An 18,606-nucleotide genomic window follows, 5' to 3' on the forward strand; every position below is an offset into this window, starting at 1 on the left:
TTTGTTGTTTGTAAAATCATTTAATTCTATATGCAAATTATTTTCTTATTCTTATTAAATTATCAAATATTTTGCACAACAATTAACCATATGCTATTTTTTTTCATATTGATCGCCTATTTCCCCTGCTCGTGCAAAGGTTTTGCAAATGGCAAAATTGGACGAATTCGATCGGAAAATCGTTGATATCCTGCGAGCCAACGCCCGACTTTCCAACATCGATGTTGCCAAACAGGTTGGTTTGTCTCACTCAAGCTGTTCACGGCGCATTGCGCGGCTTGAGCGAGAAGGCATCATTGTCGGATACCGCGCGCTGACAAACCGCCAAAAGCTCGGATTCTCCGTGCGCGCCTTCTGTGGGGTGCTGCGCGATTCAGGTGTCGGGTGGGAGGAACTGGCAAACCATTTGGCCTGCATCGAAGGCGTCGTCAGTGTCGTTGCGGTATCCGGTGAAGCGGACCTGATGCTTGAAATCGTTGCCAGAGACATGGAGCATTATTCGCAGGTTGTGCTTCGGGATGTGTTGGATACAAAAGGCGTCAATGCCACGCGCAGTTCCTTTATACTGGCGGAAATAAAATCTATTTTTTAAAAGCCCGCCGGTGAAGGATTTGTTCTGGAAAATTTGATTGTTTTTTTGTCGTTCTGTGACCGGATCTGTCACATCCCTGTGCGATATAATTCTTAACAGGCTTTTTTCATTTACGGTAGCCAAAAAAAGGCGCACCTCGATTTGAAAATCCGGATTGATCAACTGGCCCGCAAAGTCCGCCAGGAGGCTCACCGGTTGAAGGGATTTATCCGCTTTGAACAGACCGGTGACGATCAGTATTTTGCACGAATCGCTCCCCGTCATGATGTCCTGCCGCTGATCCGGCACCATTTCGAATCCCGATTTGCCGTTCAGCACTGGATCATCTATGATATTTCCCGGCGGTATGGTCTTTTTTTCGATGGAAAAACCGCTCGTGCATTACCCATGGGTACGGTCGTGCAGGCGGCAGCCATCAGTGGCAAGCCCGATGAAATACTTTGTCAGCAGCTATGGCAGTGCTATTATCAAACGGTCAACATTTCAGCACGAGATAATCCCCGATTACACCTTAGTTTGTTACCGCGGCGGTACTGGACGTTTTTAACTGAAAAGAAATTGGGCCCTCATTACGCTTGATCAATCCCACCCGATACATTACAGTAATTTTTTTAATCACTCCTACAAGATGACTTGCTATGAACAGATTTCAGGCCATGGCTCGGATCATGGCAATTTTAAGCGAAGATGGTCAGCTGAAACCCGGGTCCCGAGAATACAAGATCGCCAGAAAAATGGTATCCACCAAAATCGATCGACTTGGGCCGGAAGCGGCGCTGGCACAGGCTGAAAAATGGAGAGGCCATATTTTGGACCAAATCAAAATGATGGACCGACTCAAAGATCTGGAAGACCATTTTCCCTGCCTTCCTTTTTAGTGTATTTTTCGATGACGATTTCAGGCGATTTCTACTATCCGGATTATGGGTACGTCAGCTTATCCACAGAGCAGACACTGATCATTGATGCTTCTACCGGGACACCGAGCTCAGGTGTTTTGATTGTCACCGGCGAAAACGGTTCTTCCGGGGGACCGACCGAGGCAAGACTGACCTGTTATTCAGAAGGACAATTCCAGGTTGAAGCGGACACCGACGGCGATGGGGTGTATGACTGGACGTCTGATATGTTGTCCTGGGATTCGTATTAAGCATTTTTTGATTGCCAGAACGCCCGGCTGCCACGTGTCGCCGGGCGTTCTTATTTTCTATTAGACCCAAGATGAGCAATTATCAAAATCAAATCGTGTCTTTCGACCAGGCCACAAACTGAATTCCCAGCTTCTTGAACTCGCGGAACGACATGCCTTGACGAATCCCATCGAATACGGGTCCCGGTGAAACCACCTGGCTGCCGGCAAGCACATCCGCACCATGGGAAAACAGTACCGGTGAGAGCGGCGTCGTAGGACCGATGATGACCGTATAGGCCTGGGGCGCCTTTTCAAGATACGTCGCCATGGCGCGGGTGAGCAGGGTCGTGCCGGTCAGGCCGAGAACGCTGCAGCGGCCCAAAATATCATCCCATTGATCCGGCGGGGTGCGCCCGGCCACCCGTTGCAGTTCGAAAAGATGCAGGGTCTTAACCTGCTGGCGCAACCGATCCGTAAACGGGAAATCCCCCACCAGAACGGTTTCTCCATCTTTGCCCTTTTCGGCCATGATCTTTGAAGCTTCAAAATCAGGCTGGTGTTGGGGGGCGGCAATGCTCGTATTCAGGGCGGCGACGCCCAGGCTGATGGAAAATCCACGGCTGGATTTTAGTAGGTCGGCAGCCTCGCCCAGGGTCTTGCCGACCATGGCGTCGACCATTTGGCGTTCCTCGCCTGTGGGCACGGCACCCAAGGTGGATGACAAGCCAGCTAAAACCTTGCCATTATCATCGGCCCGGATGCCCAGAAAATGGGACCCCACGGCAATTTCGGCAATCACTGCCGAAGGGTGGTCCATGGATTGGATCAAATCATCGATCAACTGGCGTTCGCTTCCCTCGGCCGGTCGATCGACCGCTAAAGGGGATTGCTGCGCATGACTGCAAGTTTTTGTCATAAATAGAGATTCCTTATATTCTTTTGTTCATAAAACGATTTCATCCACCACTTAACACTTAAAACTTGTCACTTAAAACTTTTTTTTCATGTCCATCGACCGGTCTCCATCTCATCCGCAGCCGGCCCATGGCATTCAATATCCGCAGAGCAAGGCACAAACACCACCTCACCGTCATCGGTTTCAATACGCCGGATTGTCGTCTCATACAGGCGGCTGACCATGGAGGCCGTCATGACCTGGTCCACGGCCCCGCTGGCCAGCACCCGGCCGCCGTTTAGCATCACCACGCGATCGGCAAATCGTGCCGCCAGATTCGGATCATGCAGGGACGCCACCACACTGGTGCCTTTTTCGCGGCATAGCGTCTTTATTTTCTCCAGCAGCCGGTACTGGTTGTTAAAATCCAGGTGGTTGGTCGGTTCATCCAACAATAAGGTGCCTTCAGCCTGAAGCAGAGCCCGGGCCAACAGGGCAATGCGTCGTTCCCCCCCGGAAATCCGGTTGAAATTACGCTCGGCCAGGTTTTGGGCCTCCAGTTGGGACAATACCTGATAAGCTGCCTGGTAGTCCTCGGGTCCCGGTCGCTGGGCAAAACGGAAGGTGGCTGTGCGGCCCATTACCACCACATCCAGCACCCGAAAGGGGAACATGTCGGCATGTTCCTGGGGCACCAGGCTGACCCGCATTGCGATATCGCCGCGGGCGGCCCCGGCCAGTTGCATGCCATCGATGGCCACCGTGCCCTGCCGGAGACCAAGCAAGCCGGCCAGGCAGTAAATCAGGGTGGTTTTTCCCGAGCCATTGCGCCCCAATAGCGCGCAGAACTCACCTTCCTCGACCGCAAGATTCACGTCTGTGAGGATGGGATTGCCGTTATAGGCAAAATGAAGATCCCGGCAAACAATGCTCATGACCACCCGCTTCCCCGGTTGCGGTACAACAGATAGGCAAACAGCGGTGCGCCGATAAAGGCGGTGACCACACTGATGGGCAGCTCGGCCATGGTCAATGCGCGTGCGGCCGTATCCGCCAGAAGCAGGAAAATACCCCCGGAAAGAACCGCCACCGGCAGCATTTCCTCATGGTTGGGACCGACCAGGGTCCGCGCGATATGAGGCATGACCAGCCCCACCCACAACACCTGCCCGCAAATGGCAACGGATACGGATACCATCACGGAACTCAAAAAAATGAACAGCAGACGGTAAACGCCGGGATTGAGGCCCAGGCTGCTGGCCTGCAAATCGCCTAAAGACAGGACGTTCAGCTTATAGCGCGCGACATGGATTAAAATCAGGCTGCCGCCGATGATCGGCATGGCCACGCGCAGATCCGACCATTGTGCCCGGCTCATGCTGCCCATCATCCAGAACACGATGGCCGGCAATTCATTGTACGGATCCGAGAGGTATTTCAGCAAGGTGATGGATGCATTGAAGATCGATAACACCACCAGCCCGGCCAGCACCAACACCAGCATGGGCCGGACCGCCACCACACGGGCAATGACAAGGGCCATGCCCACGGCCGTCAATCCGAAAAAAAAGGCCAGAGACTGGATGGTCAACCAGCTGCTGCCGGCCATGAGAAGTCCCAGGGCTGCGCCAAAGGTGGCACCGGCAGACACGCCCAGAATGTCCGGGGACACCAGGGGATTGCGAAAAAGTCCCTGGTATACGGCACCGGCCGCGGACAGCCCCATGCCCACCAAGACGGTGATCAGGGCCCGGGGAATTCGCACCATCCCGAAAACCAGGGCTTTACCGGCAATGTCCTGCCCGGCCTCCATGCCCAACCACACGCGCACGATGCCGCCCAGTTCAGTCGGCGCAATGGGCACCCAACCGATCCACAGGGAAAGCACCAGCACCAGAATCAGCCCCAGAGCCAGGCCTGTCTTCAAACGGGTGTTTGCTTTGGCTGCGCCAGGCATCATCTGGCTAAAAGCAATATCATTCATCCAGTGTTCCCGTTGATCCTAATAACAGTCATTTGATCCTCCCAACAAACAGGCCGGTGGCTTAGTATTAAGTGTTAAAGTTCAAAGTGTTAAGGAAATGTATCCTATCGATCTTAAGGTTAATCGAGAACCGCATAATATTTCTCATGTAACGTAGATATCATCTTCACGGGTCAGTTATTATGCAGCCGTCCGCCCAGTTCGGCAAACCCCTTGCCGAACAACTGCCGGTGGAACTGCTCGATCTCAGCGTTCAGGTCCACATCGGCAAACTGCTGTGGGTAGCAGGTTTTCGCCAGCCACAACACCCCCAGTGCCGACAGCGGAGAAGGGAAATCCCAAGGGGCGATGTTCGACGGAAAATCATAAATCCGATCACCGGCCACGGCCTTCACACGGGCAAACTGCGGCTGCTTTAATATTTCCCGGCCGCGCCGCACATTGGGTCCCGACATGACCACCACATCCGGATTCCAGGTAATGAATTGCTCGGGCGAAATCTCACGAAAATAGCCGCTCAGCGCATGCCCGACATTGCTCCCGCCGGCCATGCGAATGATCTCATCCTGCAGCATATCGCCTGAGGCCGTGGTAAAAACGCCCAGCGGTGAGGCGAAATAGACCTGTATACGATCCTTGTCCTCGATCGACGCCACGCGCTGGCGGGCCAATCCCACGATTTTCTCACAAACGGCAATGGTACGCTCAGCCGATTCCGGGACGCCTGCCGCACCGGCAATCAAACGCAAGGTATCATAAAGGCTGGACAATGTCTCGGGCAGGATCACAATGGCCGCCACCCCGTGGTCGACCAACCGGTCGGCAATGGCGATACCGTCCTTCTGAGCAAACAGGATCACCAGATCTGGACTGGCGGACAGGATCGCCTCGAAATTCAGGCCGATGGATTTCCGCCCCACGGCCGGCAGACGGGCAATGGATGGATCCACGGCCAACTGCAACCGATCACGCTGGCTATCCGAATCGATGGCCACCAGCTTGCCGTTGAGTCCCAGGGCGGTCACGCAAAGTGCTGCCGGCTTGAAAGTCGTCACCAGCCGTTGGGCCTTGTCCGGAACCTTTACCTGTCGTCCGACCATATCCGTTATCGTGCGGCCCCATGCATGGCTGACAGTGATAGAGGATACCGTCCCAACACTAAAAAAACATACTACCCATAACCAGACGCCCAAGGTAATCCGTCGTTTCATTTTCTCCCCTCTTTCTTCATTCCCCAGGTCCGTGCGGTAAAGTTGAACAGATCCAGGGCAATCTGCTTGACCTCGGGTGAACACACGGCCTGGCGGTATTCGCATTGCTCGGTACGCGCTTTCCAAAACGGGGGCAACTGATCCATACGGCTGACCATGCCGCCGGTTTCATCAGGCGTCACATACACCATTTTTTTGATGCCGGCGTTGATGATGCGTGTCAGGCACATGGGGCAAGGTTCCACCGAACTGACCAGCACCAGACCGCTACAGTCACGCGGATCCGCATCGGAATCTTTACCGCCTTTTTTTCTCAACCAATTCTCATAGCGAGTCAGCAGATCCATCTCCGCATGCATGTCGCTTCGAAAATAAGGTTTGAACTGGCGATTGCGGCCCGTGGCGACAACCGTCCGGCTGGCTTCATCGACCAGACAGGCACCGATACCGCCCGAGCCTTCCTTGAGCGAAATAAAGGCCTGCCTGACAACGATGATCCCAAATTCATCGTCTTTATAATCGGGATGGGGGCGCAATTGCGACACGCGCGCCTCAATGGCCTCCATCGCCTGAATCGTGTCGGCTGCCCATGAAACACCGCCCATAATAATGGCCACGATGATAGCAACAATCCATTGTCGAAATTTAAGATTCATATAAAACGCACCTCAGATAAGCTTCCACCTTCCACCTTCTACCTTCAACCTTCAACCTTCGAGCTTCAACCTTCGAGCTAACGCCCCACTTTGGGTTTCAACGACAGATAGCCGATCATCAACACCATAATCAGGGTCAGCCCGGTAATGATGACGGGCAGTCCGGGATCATTTACGACTAACAGCAACTGGCGCTTTCCCTTACGGGATTGACCGGTTTCCACATAATCCAGCGCCTTGTTGCAGGTCTCCTCGGTGGCCGACGGCATGATCCGCTGGGTTTGGGTCCGCTTTTGCTTTTTGCCGGCCTTGTCGAGCAAGAAAAAATGTCCGTTCAGACAAGCCGGCCGGGTGTATTGCAACCGGGCTATTTCCCGGTTGGCATCGACGAGGGTGACGGTGGTCTGAGCGATGCGATCGCGCATGGCCGATGTGTCGGGGAAAAACCGATCCGCCACATCCTGTACCTGATAGGCTGCTCCCATGGAATCGATGGAAACCGACTTACCGGCCACCAACGGCAGGGTCTGCCACTCCCCGGTGGTAAACGTGGTCAGATGCCCGATCATGATCATGATGAAAAGCAGATGGACCATGGACGGCATCAGCAAATGCATGAACCGGCCGGCCGCCATGCTGTGGCGCTGGCGGATCAACCGTGCCATGCGAGTGGTGGCACAGGCAAAGGTATTGAGGCCCAACAGGCCCATGATGAAAAACAGCAACGGAATCCACCAGACCAGGTCGGGCTGGCTTGATAACTGGCCGGGAAGCCAGTCCTGAATTCGATGGCGGTTCAGCTCATGGAACAACGAAAAATTGCCTCCGGCGTATAAGGCGCCGGTAAAAAGCGTCGCCGATGCAGCTATCAACAATACAAAAGCGACCCGGATATCGCCGATTGCATTCCAAATGCTTTTCATCCCCTACCCTCCCACGCGCGAAAATTGCATTTCGTGAAGATATCCGCTGTAGCTGATATAAAATACCAGCAGCCCGCCGACAATGGCCATCACAGCGCTTTTGGCCCGCCAGCGGGCGATCAAGGGCAAATGGAGCGACGCGGCAAAAAATGTCCAGATGGCCGCCGACCCCAGGTGCCGCGCCCCCCAACTGAAGGTATTGCCCCAGCCCACGAAACACCAGATGGCACCGGTCACCTGGGCCACCGTATAAGCGACAAATCCCCAGGCCAGCCAGGAGAAATAGCGGTTTTCCGGTTCCCTGCCCATCAGACACAGCAAGGCCACCCAGGCGCTGATGTAGAACAAGGCATGGGCCATGGATTCGGACAGGAAAAACAACATGGCCCAGACCGTTAATTTTTTAGGGGTGGGCGGGATCATGCCCTTGGTATAGAACATCGAGAATAGAGAAAAAACCACGACCAGCGCCATCAACCCACCCAGCCGGCTATCCGGCCTCAGCATGGACCTGGCCAGGACGATCAGCGCCAAACACCAGGGCAGCACAAACGGGCCTTCCATTATGGGGTTGGGTAAAAAAACATCCCCCAGCCATCCACGGCCGATCAGGTAAAGGCTTTGCAGGAGGAAACCAACGGCCAGGGCAATTCGGCCCCAGCCTTGCCGTCGCCAGCCCAACAGTCCCCATGCGATTGTATAACAGCCAACGGCCGCGTACAGCCAGCCATGTACACCAGTAGTAAACATGATCCACTCCTCAGCGACTATTTACGAGTTCATCAACATTAACGGCTTGCGTCTTTTGTATCGATTCGATCCTTTGGAATACGCACCACCTGGGCCAGTCCCCACATGGCGCGGTCCGAAAAATAGTCCGCGGTCGGGGCCAGCATCAATCCTTCGGGCGGCGCATTCCCATTCAGGCGATCGACAATCAACATCGCCTCACCCTCTGGCGTGGTAAAGATTTCTCGTCCTGAAAAAAGCGCCCGGTACCCGTCGCAGGCCACGAACAAAAAGAAATCGTCGGGTCCGGCACCGTCAAAGTTCTCGGTTAAAAACCCTCGCAAATCAACGCCTTCGGCGCTGGTGATCTCATCATAGCCGTGACCATGACCAATACGGATCCAGTGGTCGTTGCCGGACCGCTGCAGGCCATCAAGTCGTCCCGGGGCCTGTCGCTCACTATCGAAACAGACAACGGACGTGCTCTGACAAACAAATTTTTTCTTGCGTGGCGGCAACCTGTTCTCATCAAAAGGGATGGGCTCGTAGGAAATCCGCACCACGTTGTCCAGGTAGCGCGCGGTATCCGGCTCTTTGGGACAGATCAAGCGCAGCCCGGTCAATTCGTCCATAAATGGGTTGCCGGTGTATGTGTCACGGACTTTTTCATTGGTGGGCATCACCGGCTGTCGGCTATAAGCCAGGGTCACCGGCTGGCAATCGCCGGTCATGATCAGTTCGTTAAAACTAAAGCGGGCCTTTTTACCGCTATCGGAATAAAAGGTCACCAGGATGTCCAGCGGTTGGTCAAAGCGGGCATCCTTAGGTTTTTGCGGGGCGATGCCTTCCAGGATATTGAATACCGGAATCCCCACATGGATGTATGCGCCCATAAAATCGCCCGCCGGAGATATCTCCCGGGTTCGGATGCGCGTGGTGGCCAGGGCATTGAGGGCGTCACCGGTGAAATGGTATTCTTTTTTCACCAGCCCGTCGATGGTCAGCCGGACGTTTGCGGGGACCCGCTGGGCAACGGCCATTGGGGTGGCGCCGGACATGGTCAGGTAGTTATAGTAATCCTTGTGAGTCTGGCGGTAATAAATAAAAACCGAGCCGATCACGACTAGCAGAATCAACATTTTTTTTATCATCGGAAAGTTCTTCCAAGGCTATGGCTTTTTTAAGGTAAACACATCACAACACGTTCCCGCAGCGTCATAGGATTCATAGTCCAATCGATCGGGAGTCACATGGATCACCTGAAACAACTGACTGCCGGTGCCTGATGCCTCCATCAGGTCCTCGTAGCGCGGGTTGACCGGATAGGACTTGGGACCGCTCACGGATACCACGTAAACAGTTCCGGTCTCATCCCTGGCCCCGTTTTTAAGCCTGGCACTGCGGCTGTAGGTGTGATCATGTCCCTGGAGCACCAGGTCGACCTGGTATTTGTCGAAAATCGGTACAAACAGGTTCTGCCGTTTTTGACTGTCCCGGTATTTCCCGGTTGAATAGATGGGTTGATGAATGGCGACAATGGTCCAGTGCTGTGGATTATCGGCGAGCACACGGTCCAGCCAAAGGGCCTGGTCATTAAGCCGTTCATTGCCATTTAACATGACCAACCGGGCACCCTGATAATCAATAAAATAAACGGTTTCCTCGAGCCCAGCCGGGCCGTTTTCCGGCAGGGTGAAGTGCGGCCGCCATAAAGGGAACAGATGGTAATTCTCGCCGTTGACCTTGCGCCGGTTGGGATACTCGTGGTTGCCGGGCAGCATGATCATCGGCGTGTTACGCGCAATCCATCCCATGGCGTCAAACAGCTCACCCCACTCGCCATCCCGGTCGCCGTTGTCTACCAGGTCACCGACAAAATGCCAGAAATCAGCATGCGGCGCTTTTCTATACGCGGCGCGGAAAATCCGCGAACACTTGGATTTTATCTCTTCCTGGGGATCGCCAAAATAGATGAATGAAAACGCCTCTGCCTCACGGCTGGCGGTTTGAAACTGGTTCCACTCGCTCCAGGCCCCACCTGCCCCCACCCGATAGGCATACATCGTATCCGGCGTCAGGCCTTCAAATACGACCGTATGGTGAACCACCGCGTGTCCCTTGCCCATGGCAACGGTTTGGGATTGTGCGTCAACGCTTCGGGCGTTCTTGTCAAAATCGGCCATTCCGCTGGCCGGTGCAATCTGGGCCTTGGGATGGTCCACCGGATATCGCGTTCGCCAGGTAACCGCCTGACTGGTGGCCGGCGCGGCGGTCAGGTTCAAGATGATGCGCTCGGGCATGGCCGATTGTTGGCCACATGAAGTGGCGCAGGCTTGTTTAGGACCGGCAGCACAGGATCGATCCGGCACATTGGACGTGGCCGCACAGCCGGCCACGATTGCAATCATCAACACAAGCACCACACAAACCTTACCGAAATGCTGATGCCGGCGATTGCAATAGCCAATCATCTTACTGTTCTGACAACGGTTAACCAAAACGCGCGCCATGATCATCTCCTGCATGGTTGATGGAAATGTTTGGTTGTTTCTTGACGAAATAACACGACCCATGGTCGATGCAAACACAAACTGTCCCCCGCCAAAAGCGGGAGACAGTTGATTTGCCAATGGAATCACGCCATATGAATCGGCCGGACCGATCGTCAAAGCGAAATTACATCCTAAATGTCAGCCCGAGCCAGGCACGCATTCCCGGTGCGGGATAACCGCTTGTCGGTTCGTAGTCTTCGTCAAAAATGTTGTCCACGGCAACAAAGGTCTCCAGACGATCGGACAGGAAGGGCTGGGTGATCTTGGCGTTGAACAACGTGTAATCATCATTTTCGATGGTCTCGAGATCCGGATCATCGGGATTGGGCAGCTGATAGTAGGACTCACCCACATACAGCATATTCACATTCAACCGGGTGCGGATCACGGGTAGGGTATATTGGATACCGACATTAAGGGTGTGTTCCGGCACCTTGGCCACTTCATCGGTCACCCGTCCGTCGCTTTTGTTGGTGGCGTTGTTGTTCATGTAACCGATTTTGAAGGAAAGGTCCGTAAACGGCCTGACCTCGGCGCTGACCTCAAATCCCAACATCTCTACTTCGTCGTAGTTCTTGTACTGAGAATAAGGGTTTTCCGTGGGCGGTACGTCCCGGGTAATGTAGTCTGAAATATCATGGAAAAACGGCGCCACTTGCAGTTTGAACAGGCTCTCGTAGGCATATGCAACGCCGGCGGTGTAGTTGATGGCGGTTTCAGGGTCGAGCTCAAGGTTGGGTTCGTCGCCACTGTAGATCTGGCTCAAGGTGGGGAAACGGGTTTTCTTGGCCACCGAGGCGAACAATTGGACGCTGTCCACAAGCTGGTAGGTTGCACCGATCATGGGATTGAATGCATCCGTCATATCCGGGGTGTCGTTTTCGATGATATTGCCATCGGTCTCAGGATCATCTTCGGCCTTTGAGATATCGAACCAATCATAGCTGATGCCGGCAACCAGGGACAACTTGTCATCGACCAGCCGCGTTTCATTTTCAAGGCTTGCCGATCCCGTGTAGGCCTGGCTTTCGGCAAACGGCAGATCTTCGATATCGCGCTGCTCGTGCGAATCCTTCTTGTAGTGCAACGCGGCCCGCAGGGTATTCCAATCCACCATCTGGTATTCACCGAGCAGCATTCCACCAAGGATATAGTCTTTGTAAGTACTCAGAGCAATTTGTTCTGTATAGGTCTGATCGGAATAAGAAGCGTAATCGTCATTGTGATCATGATAGAACAGCTTGGCCTGCAGGTTGAAACGATCGGTAAACGCATGGTCGGCGCTCAGATCCAGGCCCCAGTCATCATAAGCGGTTATCCGGTCAAAATGCGAAAAGTCGGAAAACACGCGAATGCTGTCCAGGTTCGCGGGGTCGCCTTTTTCGGTGGTGATGTAGTGGAAGTTCAGATAAACTTCCGTATCTTCGGACGGCTCGACACCGACCTTGGCCCAGAAATTATCGGTTTTGTAATCAGAATTGAGGCGCTCGTCGCCGTCTTCGATGATCGTTTCTTCGGTACCACCGGGACGACGGACGATTTCTCCGACCCTGGGCTCAAAATCATCGGACAGATCCCATGAATCCCATTCCCGGTGGGCGTAACTGAGCCAATAGTTGAAATTGCCTACCTTCATGCCATGGGCCAGGGACGCCTTGTAGGCATCGTCCATACCGGCAATACCGTATTCTCCCGTGGCCGAAAGATAAGGCGTCTCGGTGGGCTTTTTGGTGATGATGTTGACCACGCCGCCCAGGGCATTGGCACCGTAAAGTACCGACGGGGCACCCTTGACCACATCAATCCGCGCCACGCTCTCCAGCCCGATCTGATTGAGGTCCATGCCACCGTATTTGGTCTCGTAGTACGGCACACCGTCGATCAGGGTCAAAATACGGTTCTGGTCGAATCCATGCAGACTGATACTCGGGAACGCTTTACGGCCATAGGTGACCTGCACGCCCGGCACATAGGTAAGGGCATCGGCAACGCTTTCCGCATTCACGGCCTCGAAATCCTCGACGGTCACCTCGTCGCTGATGGCGATATCGCGAACCGAGGCACCTTTTCCGCTGACCACGATCTCGCCCAGTGAATACTCCTCGTACCCTTTGTCATCCTCGGCATACACCTGTGGTGTCAGCGGTGACAATGCCATTAACAACGCCAACGCAAAACCAAACCTGCATGTAACTCCAAGTTTCGATTTCATTTTTTCTCTTCCTCCTTGTGTAATTCAATTACGATGCTCTTCCTCATTTATATTAAAGGCTTTACAAAACGCCTGATTTTGCTTGTGGTCACATTTGTTTTCAGGTCAATTCGAAAACGATAATCAGATCCAGGGATAAATCGCCCTTGAACAGGTTTGACGGCGGCCGGGGAAAAGGCGCTGCATCGCGCACTGCATTCAGGGCCGCCATATTCAATTCATTGTCGTGAGCGCCCTTGGAAATGGTAACGTCCCGCACACTGCCATCGGAAGCCAAGATAAAACTGACTTTCACCCGGCCCTCGATACGCCTGGCCTTGGCCGAATGCGGATAACGCTTGCGGCTTTCGATCTTCAATTTCACCATGTCCAGATAGCTGGCGGCGGTCATGAACTCACCGACCGCTTCCTGGGCCTGGGGACCGGGCAGCCAATCCGCCGCATCCACGCCCGGCGCCTGGGGAATGTCAGGCTCGCTGAGGCCTTCCACAATCGTATCGGGCAGATCCTTTTCCATGGACGCCATGGCCAAAGGCTTGAATCGCGGCATGGGACGCGGCACGACGTTGATCTTTTTTACCGGTTCGTCTGGATCAGGTGCCTTGGGTCGTGGGCGCGGCCGGGGGATATCCCTTACCGGGGATGGGTCGGTATTTAGCAAGGACATTTCAATATAGGCTAGCGTGCGGGACCGATAAACGCCGGAAAGGTGCAACAGCAGCAGGATATGAACACCCACGGAGATGATGATCAGGCCTCTGAGCAGCCAGTTGGGGCCCGGCGTTCGATGCATGGCGGCTACAAGTCCTTTTCCGTAGCCAGGCACAGCCGCCCGGCACCGGCAGCCTTGGCGATATCCATCACCTTGACGGCCTTGTTGAGAATCACCGTCCGATCAGCACGCACCACGACCAGTTCGTCTGTTTTGGATCCGATTCTGGCCTTGAGACGATTGAAGAGTCGATCCAGAGCGACTTCTTCCTCGCCTAAAAACGCGCGTCCCTGGGCATCCACGAAAACCGTGATCGTCTCCTCGGTCTGGGGCGCCGCCGCCTTGGCCTGGGGCAGTTTGATCTTGATGCCTTCATCGACCATAAAGTTGGTGGTCAGCAGAAAATAAATCAGCAGCATGAACACAATGTCGATGAGTGATGTGATGGGCATCTGCACGCTGTAGCGCTTTTTTCGCTTGCCATACATGGGCATGGCTTACCTCCTGCCTGCGTGATCCCGACCGGACACGGATTTAAGAAAGGCCACGGTTCCATCCTGAAGCTGGGCTTCATAGCGATCCACCCGGGCGGACAGGTAGCTGTGCGCCACCATGGTGGGCAGCGCCACGGCCAATCCCAAGGCGGTGGTCAGCATGGCTTCCCAGATGCCGCCGGCCAGCACCGCCGCGTTGACCTTGCCGCCCATCTGCTGAATGACCATGAAGGCCTTGATCATCCCCAGCACGGTACCCAGCAGTCCAAGCAGCGGCGTGATATTGCCAATGGTGGCCAGGGCCTGCAGATACCGGGACAGCTCACGGGTTTCGGACTCGGTGGCGTGCACGAGCACCGCTTCCAGGGTCTCGCGGTCCTGGTCCTTGACCTCCATGGCCTGGGTAAGAATACGCCCCATGGGTGATGGATCATGGCTGGCCACATCAAAAGCCTGTCGATCCTCTCCGTTTTTCACATGCGTGGAAACGCTGGCAACCAAACCGTTGCCTCTTATTTTGATCCGGCCGAGCCGGATCAGTCGTTCCAGAAAAAGGGCCAGGGCAATCACTGAACAAAGCAGAATCGGCCCGACCAGAACGCCGCCTTTGGCAAGAAAATCAAACACGCGTTGACTCCTCTTTTAGTAGGTACTTAGTCGGTATAATCCGGCTCAGGTGAGGCTGGCCTTTTTCATCGAACAGCACCACCCGCTCGTTACGGCCGTCACCATCACCGTCCGTCTTTTGCTCCACGGGAAGATCATTGCGGTAGGTCTGCCAGACGTTGACCTTTTCGTCAGCGTCCGTGTCGCGGGTGGAACGGGCCACGTGGCCGTCCACGAATTCATAACGGGTATCGAATTTACCGTCCTGGTAAAACTGGGTCTTGTCGAAAATCCCGTCGGCGTTGCTGTCGATGGTCAGGCGGATGGGGTTGCCACGCTTGTCTACATAGGCGATCTGATCGATCTTGCCGTCTTTGAAGGTATCGCGTTCCACTGGTTTGGCTTGGGCGGCGACTGGAAGGGGGGGAATAAAAAAGGTGCCAACCCAAAAAAGGAAGATCGCCATCAGATGATAGGTGGAACGTCTATTTCGCATAACTTGGAACCGGGCTAGGAGCTAGCGTCTAAGCATGACCTGCATGCCTTCTTGGCAATGGGTGTTGGCTTCAGCACAACGGTAATCGAATTAACAGGTCGGGAATTCTTGTATTTTTTAGCCGATGGGTTTGTCAATGGTATTTGTTGATATGGATTGATAATACCTATTACTTACCAATAATTACCGCCCAAAATATAGTTATCGGCAAATACTCATAATAAAGATGCAATTGACGGTATGTGGGATCTGTCTCTGCGAAATTCAAACTGAGGTAAAATGATCCGGGACAATCAGCGCATAAAGAGTTGACTGTTAAAAGGCGGGATTGGTCGCTTTCAGGTCTCCTGTCGACCCACCGGCAGCCAATGAAGAATCCCCGAACGATTTCCCACGGGCCAGCTATAACACCCTTCTTTTTCAATCAGACTGTTTTCGAGCAGGGATCGCAAAAACCGATCATGGGTGCTGTCGTTTTCAAGGTTCAACCGATTTTTAACTTCGCTCAGGGCCATATCCAGGGTTTCATGGGTCCAGGGGTCCCAGCCTTTTTCGGTTTCCATGACCACATCCGGATAGATGTCCATTTGCATCAGGGCGTTATGGGCCACTTGAAAATTGGGGCTGTCATAGGGCTGCCCCCACACGCGCATGGCGGCCCTGGCCATGGGCGCGTCGGCCAACAGCACCCGCATCAGCAACAAACATCGTTTGCGGGTCACCTGATTCATCTTTTCCACAAAGGCCCTGAAATCGGCCACCCCATACATGGAATGGGAGGCGAACGAAAAGTCGTGCACGTCCACATCCACGTCCGGCCACTTGTCCTGAATGATGCTCACGTTGGTGATGTTTTCCGCGGCAATCCGCTCCCGCATGACATTACACATGCTGTCTGATGGTTCGATGGCGGTCACGTGCAAGGCGTGCCGGGCCATGAAAACGGCCCAGGCCCCGGTACCGGCGCCGATATCAAGCACTGTTGCCCCGGGGTTTGCCACCAGCATCGATTGGAGCAATTGGCGTGATGTGTCTGGTTTGGACCATCGCTTTTGTACCATTTTGTCGAAGTGACGGGCCCGATCTTTCCAGGCGTCTACATTCTTTTTTTTCTGTTTTTTCTTAATGTCCCAATACCGGTCATGGGCCTGTACCAGTTGTGTCCACAACACAAACCAATCGGTTACTTTTTCCAAAATGATCTCCTGTTAATCTTTTAGCGTTATTTTAGAAATGAACCGGCGCAGATAGTGGCAGGAACGAACACACAGACCTGTCATGTTCGCAAATCGATCAAGGCCAATCTTCAAGGATTGGATACTGATGGCAAAAGGAATGACTTATACGCCTGTAGCGTATGTCAATGGATCACCCACCTTTTTTTATCCACGGGACGATGGTTTCAGTCCAGTGGATGGCAGAGATTGTCATGCATCCTCGGGCGCTTCACCGGTGCTTTGGATGGAACCCAGTATCGACTTGATGATCTCAAACCGAACCGGCTTTTGATAAATTCCGTCAAAACCTGCTTCATCCAATACGTCCTGATCATATGCCTGCAGGTTACCCGACAGGGCATAAACCTTTATACCTGGATATTTTCTTTTTGTATTTTTACAAAAAACAACGCCGTCCAACCATGGCATCTTCAAATCGGTTATCAAGGCCTGAATGTCGGAATACCACTCCAGAATCAGTTCCGCTTCCTCAGCACTATCAACGGTAACTGCTCGTTTCCCACACATTTCTACCATTTCTTTCATCAATCGAAGATGTACGCGTTGATCATCAACAATCATTATCTTTTCATCGCTCATTTGCTTATACTTTTCTTTTAATCCGCTCAGGTTCCAATTAAGATCGTATTCGTCATCTCTCAATTAGATCTACCGATGGATACTTTCGTGAAATGACAATCAATTCAAATGTCTCACATTGATTGTCTCACATTAATTAATTCTCTCCTTATATAAAAATGTGGCTTTATTATTCAAAGCCGCATGAATTAACCGTTGACAGCAATCCGATAAATTGTCCATCGCATTGATGATCAGAAAAAAATTGTGTAAAACGCAGCACCTATTTTGTATGCGGGGAGAGAGAAATTGTCAATCAAAAGTCTAATTCATTGGATAACCTGCCACCCCGATTAAAGGCAAATCACCTGAAGATTATTAAAAAAATGTTCTCATATTTTTTTTTCATAAGTTTACAAAAAAAAATAATTATCCGCCCGTTGTCTTTTATGCCTGCGTCAACAAATCAAGGGCCGCCTGGCAGAAGGTCGCAACACCATTTTTCATCACCTGTTCATTGAAATCGAATCGCGGATTGTGAATGCCGGCAAAAGCGCTGTTGCCCGCGCCTACGCAAAAAAAGCAGCCGGGCACCTTTTCCAAAAAGAAAGCCATGTCTTCGCCGCCCATGGACGGCGGTGGTTCCAGAACCCGATCGGGTCCCACAAGGTTAGCCGCCGCCTTGGCCACGATCTTGCTCATGTTACCGTCGTTGATCGTGGGCGGATATCCCTGTTCAAAAGTAATATCGTACCCTGCCCCCATGGATTCACACACCCCCTTGACCACGGTCTCGATCCGATTGGGCCAGCTTTTCCACACTGTACGATCAAATGTACGCGCCGTACCAGACAGCGTAGCCGTTTCAGGAATGACGTTAAACGCCCTGCCGGCCCGGAACTGGCCGACGGTCACCACGCTCGGGTTCAACGGATCCATGTGGCGGCTGACGATGCGTTGCAACGCCCCCACCACCTGACACCCCACCTCGAGGGCATCCACACACTGGTGAGGCATAGCACCGTGCCCGCCTTTGCCTTTGATAGTAATGTCAAAGCGAAACATGGCTGCCATCATCGCACCGGAACGTACGCCAATGGACCCTTCGGGGATGGTGGGCCAGATATGGCAGGCCAGTGCGTAATCTACGCCCGGGTTTTCCAGCACACCGGCTTGAATCATGGGCGCGGCGCCGCCCGGCCCCTCTTCCGCCGGCTGAAACACGAACTTGATGTTACCGCAAAACCGGTCCTTTATTTTGTTCATTACCGTGGCGGTGACCAATGCCATGGCCATATGAGCGTCATGCCCACAGGCATGCATCACGCCGGAATGGGTCGAAGCGAAATCGTGGCCCGTCTCCTCCTGGATGGGCAGGGCGTCCATATCGGCACGGATCAGCAGTGTCGGCCCCGGCCGCCCACTTTTTAGCAGCCCCACAACACCGTATCGGGCAATGCCGGTAGTCACCAAAAGCCCTTCCTTTTCAAGATATGCCGCCACGTAAGCCGAGGTTTTCTCCTCCGTATAGCCCACCTCGGGAATACGGTGCAGATCCCGTCTGATTTGCACCAACAGGTCATGGTACCCGGCAACCATTGAATTCACATCCATGG

Annotated in this window: 21 protein-coding genes; 4 read left to right on the forward strand and 17 right to left on the reverse strand. The window is 53.5% G+C overall.

Annotated elements, in window-relative coordinates; all coding sequences use genetic code 11:
• Nucleotides 1-148: 148 nt before the first annotated feature.
• The 4 genes from Dvar_RS23870 (at nt 149) to Dvar_RS23885 (ending at nt 1,742) form a co-directional block, all read left to right on the forward strand.
• Nucleotides 149-592: an Lrp/AsnC family transcriptional regulator gene (locus Dvar_RS23870; RefSeq protein WP_419655627.1), complete on the forward strand. Its 444-nt coding sequence runs from the start codon at nt 149-151 to the stop codon at nt 590-592.
• A gap of 141 nt (nt 593-733) precedes the next feature.
• Nucleotides 734-1,171 carry a TIGR03915 family putative DNA repair protein gene (locus Dvar_RS23875; RefSeq protein WP_419655628.1) on the forward strand — a complete coding sequence of 146 codons (438 nt, stop codon included), beginning with the start codon at nt 734-736 and terminating at the stop codon, nt 1,169-1,171.
• Between the two features lie 59 nt (nt 1,172-1,230).
• Nucleotides 1,231-1,470: a hypothetical protein gene (locus Dvar_RS23880; RefSeq protein ID WP_419655629.1), complete on the forward strand. Its 240-nt coding sequence runs from the start codon at nt 1,231-1,233 to the stop codon at nt 1,468-1,470.
• Between the two features lie 11 nt (nt 1,471-1,481).
• The gene (locus Dvar_RS23885; RefSeq protein ID WP_419655630.1) at nt 1,482-1,742 is read left to right on the forward strand and encodes a hypothetical protein; all 261 of its coding nucleotides are present in this window, start codon (nt 1,482-1,484) and stop codon (nt 1,740-1,742) included.
• Nucleotides 1,743-1,830: 88 nt separating this feature from the next.
• Here the strand turns inward: Dvar_RS23885 and Dvar_RS23890 are convergent, their stop codons facing one another.
• The 17 genes from Dvar_RS23890 to Dvar_RS23970 all read right to left on the reverse strand — a co-directional run bounded on the left by Dvar_RS23890 (nt 1,831) and on the right by Dvar_RS23970 (nt 18,604).
• Nucleotides 1,831-2,640, reverse strand: coding sequence for a Rossmann-like domain-containing protein (locus Dvar_RS23890; RefSeq protein WP_419655631.1), 810 nt, complete (start codon nt 2,638-2,640; stop codon nt 1,831-1,833).
• Between the two features lie 86 nt (nt 2,641-2,726).
• Nucleotides 2,727-3,554 (reverse strand): ABC transporter ATP-binding protein, encoded by an 828-nt coding sequence (locus Dvar_RS23895; protein ID WP_419655632.1) that lies wholly within the window; start codon nt 3,552-3,554, stop codon nt 2,727-2,729.
• The gene (locus Dvar_RS23900; RefSeq protein ID WP_419655633.1) at nt 3,551-4,603 is read right to left on the reverse strand and encodes a FecCD family ABC transporter permease; all 1,053 of its coding nucleotides are present in this window, start codon (nt 4,601-4,603) and stop codon (nt 3,551-3,553) included. Before Dvar_RS23900 ends, Dvar_RS23895 begins: the two co-directional genes overlap by 4 nt.
• A gap of 173 nt (nt 4,604-4,776) precedes the next feature.
• Nucleotides 4,777-5,814, reverse strand: a complete 1,038-nt coding sequence (locus tag Dvar_RS23905; protein ID WP_419655634.1) for an ABC transporter substrate-binding protein — start codon at nt 5,812-5,814, stop codon at nt 4,777-4,779.
• Nucleotides 5,811-6,470 (reverse strand): nucleoside deaminase, encoded by a 660-nt coding sequence (locus Dvar_RS23910; RefSeq protein ID WP_419655635.1) that lies wholly within the window; start codon nt 6,468-6,470, stop codon nt 5,811-5,813. The genes Dvar_RS23905 and Dvar_RS23910 overlap by 4 nt, the downstream gene beginning before the upstream one ends.
• A gap of 77 nt (nt 6,471-6,547) precedes the next feature.
• On the reverse strand, nt 6,548-7,393 hold the full coding sequence (locus Dvar_RS23915; RefSeq protein WP_419655636.1) for a hypothetical protein: 846 nt from the start codon (nt 7,391-7,393) through the stop codon (nt 6,548-6,550).
• A 3-nt stretch (nt 7,394-7,396) separates the two neighbouring features.
• Nucleotides 7,397-8,143: a hypothetical protein gene (locus tag Dvar_RS23920; protein ID WP_419655637.1), complete on the reverse strand. Its 747-nt coding sequence runs from the start codon at nt 8,141-8,143 to the stop codon at nt 7,397-7,399.
• Between the two features lie 38 nt (nt 8,144-8,181).
• Nucleotides 8,182-9,261: a hypothetical protein gene (locus Dvar_RS23925; protein WP_419655638.1), complete on the reverse strand. Its 1,080-nt coding sequence runs from the start codon at nt 9,259-9,261 to the stop codon at nt 8,182-8,184.
• A 30-nt stretch (nt 9,262-9,291) separates the two neighbouring features.
• Complete coding sequence (locus Dvar_RS23930) at nt 9,292-10,632, reverse strand: fibronectin type III domain-containing protein (RefSeq protein ID WP_419655639.1); 1,341 nt, start codon at nt 10,630-10,632, stop codon at nt 9,292-9,294.
• A gap of 166 nt (nt 10,633-10,798) precedes the next feature.
• Nucleotides 10,799-12,886, reverse strand: a complete 2,088-nt coding sequence (locus Dvar_RS23935) for a TonB-dependent receptor plug domain-containing protein (protein ID WP_419655640.1) — start codon at nt 12,884-12,886, stop codon at nt 10,799-10,801.
• A 100-nt stretch (nt 12,887-12,986) separates the two neighbouring features.
• The gene (locus Dvar_RS23940; protein WP_419655641.1) at nt 12,987-13,679 is read right to left on the reverse strand and encodes an energy transducer TonB; all 693 of its coding nucleotides are present in this window, start codon (nt 13,677-13,679) and stop codon (nt 12,987-12,989) included.
• A gap of 5 nt (nt 13,680-13,684) precedes the next feature.
• Nucleotides 13,685-14,092, reverse strand: a complete 408-nt coding sequence (locus tag Dvar_RS23945; RefSeq protein ID WP_419655642.1) for an ExbD/TolR family protein — start codon at nt 14,090-14,092, stop codon at nt 13,685-13,687.
• A gap of 3 nt (nt 14,093-14,095) precedes the next feature.
• A complete protein-coding gene (locus Dvar_RS23950) occupies nt 14,096-14,719 on the reverse strand; it encodes a MotA/TolQ/ExbB proton channel family protein (protein ID WP_419655643.1) in 624 nt (207 codons plus the stop codon).
• Nucleotides 14,712-15,194, reverse strand: coding sequence for a hypothetical protein (locus Dvar_RS23955; RefSeq protein WP_419655644.1), 483 nt, complete (start codon nt 15,192-15,194; stop codon nt 14,712-14,714). Before Dvar_RS23955 ends, Dvar_RS23950 begins: the two co-directional genes overlap by 8 nt.
• Before the next feature lie 338 nt (nt 15,195-15,532).
• Nucleotides 15,533-16,390 carry a class I SAM-dependent methyltransferase gene (locus Dvar_RS23960; protein ID WP_419655645.1) on the reverse strand — a complete coding sequence of 286 codons (858 nt, stop codon included), beginning with the start codon at nt 16,388-16,390 and terminating at the stop codon, nt 15,533-15,535.
• Between the two features lie 231 nt (nt 16,391-16,621).
• Entirely contained in the window at nt 16,622-17,074 is a 453-nt protein-coding gene (locus Dvar_RS23965; RefSeq protein WP_419655646.1) for a response regulator, read from the reverse strand.
• A gap of 363 nt (nt 17,075-17,437) precedes the next feature.
• On the reverse strand, nt 17,438-18,604 hold the full coding sequence (locus Dvar_RS23970; RefSeq protein WP_419655647.1) for a M20 metallopeptidase family protein: 1,167 nt from the start codon (nt 18,602-18,604) through the stop codon (nt 17,438-17,440).
• Between the last annotated feature and the right edge of the window lie 2 nt (nt 18,605-18,606).

It is taken from the genome of Desulfosarcina variabilis str. Montpellier, from assembly GCF_048565275.1.
Taxonomy (GTDB): Bacteria; Desulfobacterota; Desulfobacteria; order Desulfobacterales; family Desulfosarcinaceae; genus Desulfosarcina; species Desulfosarcina variabilis.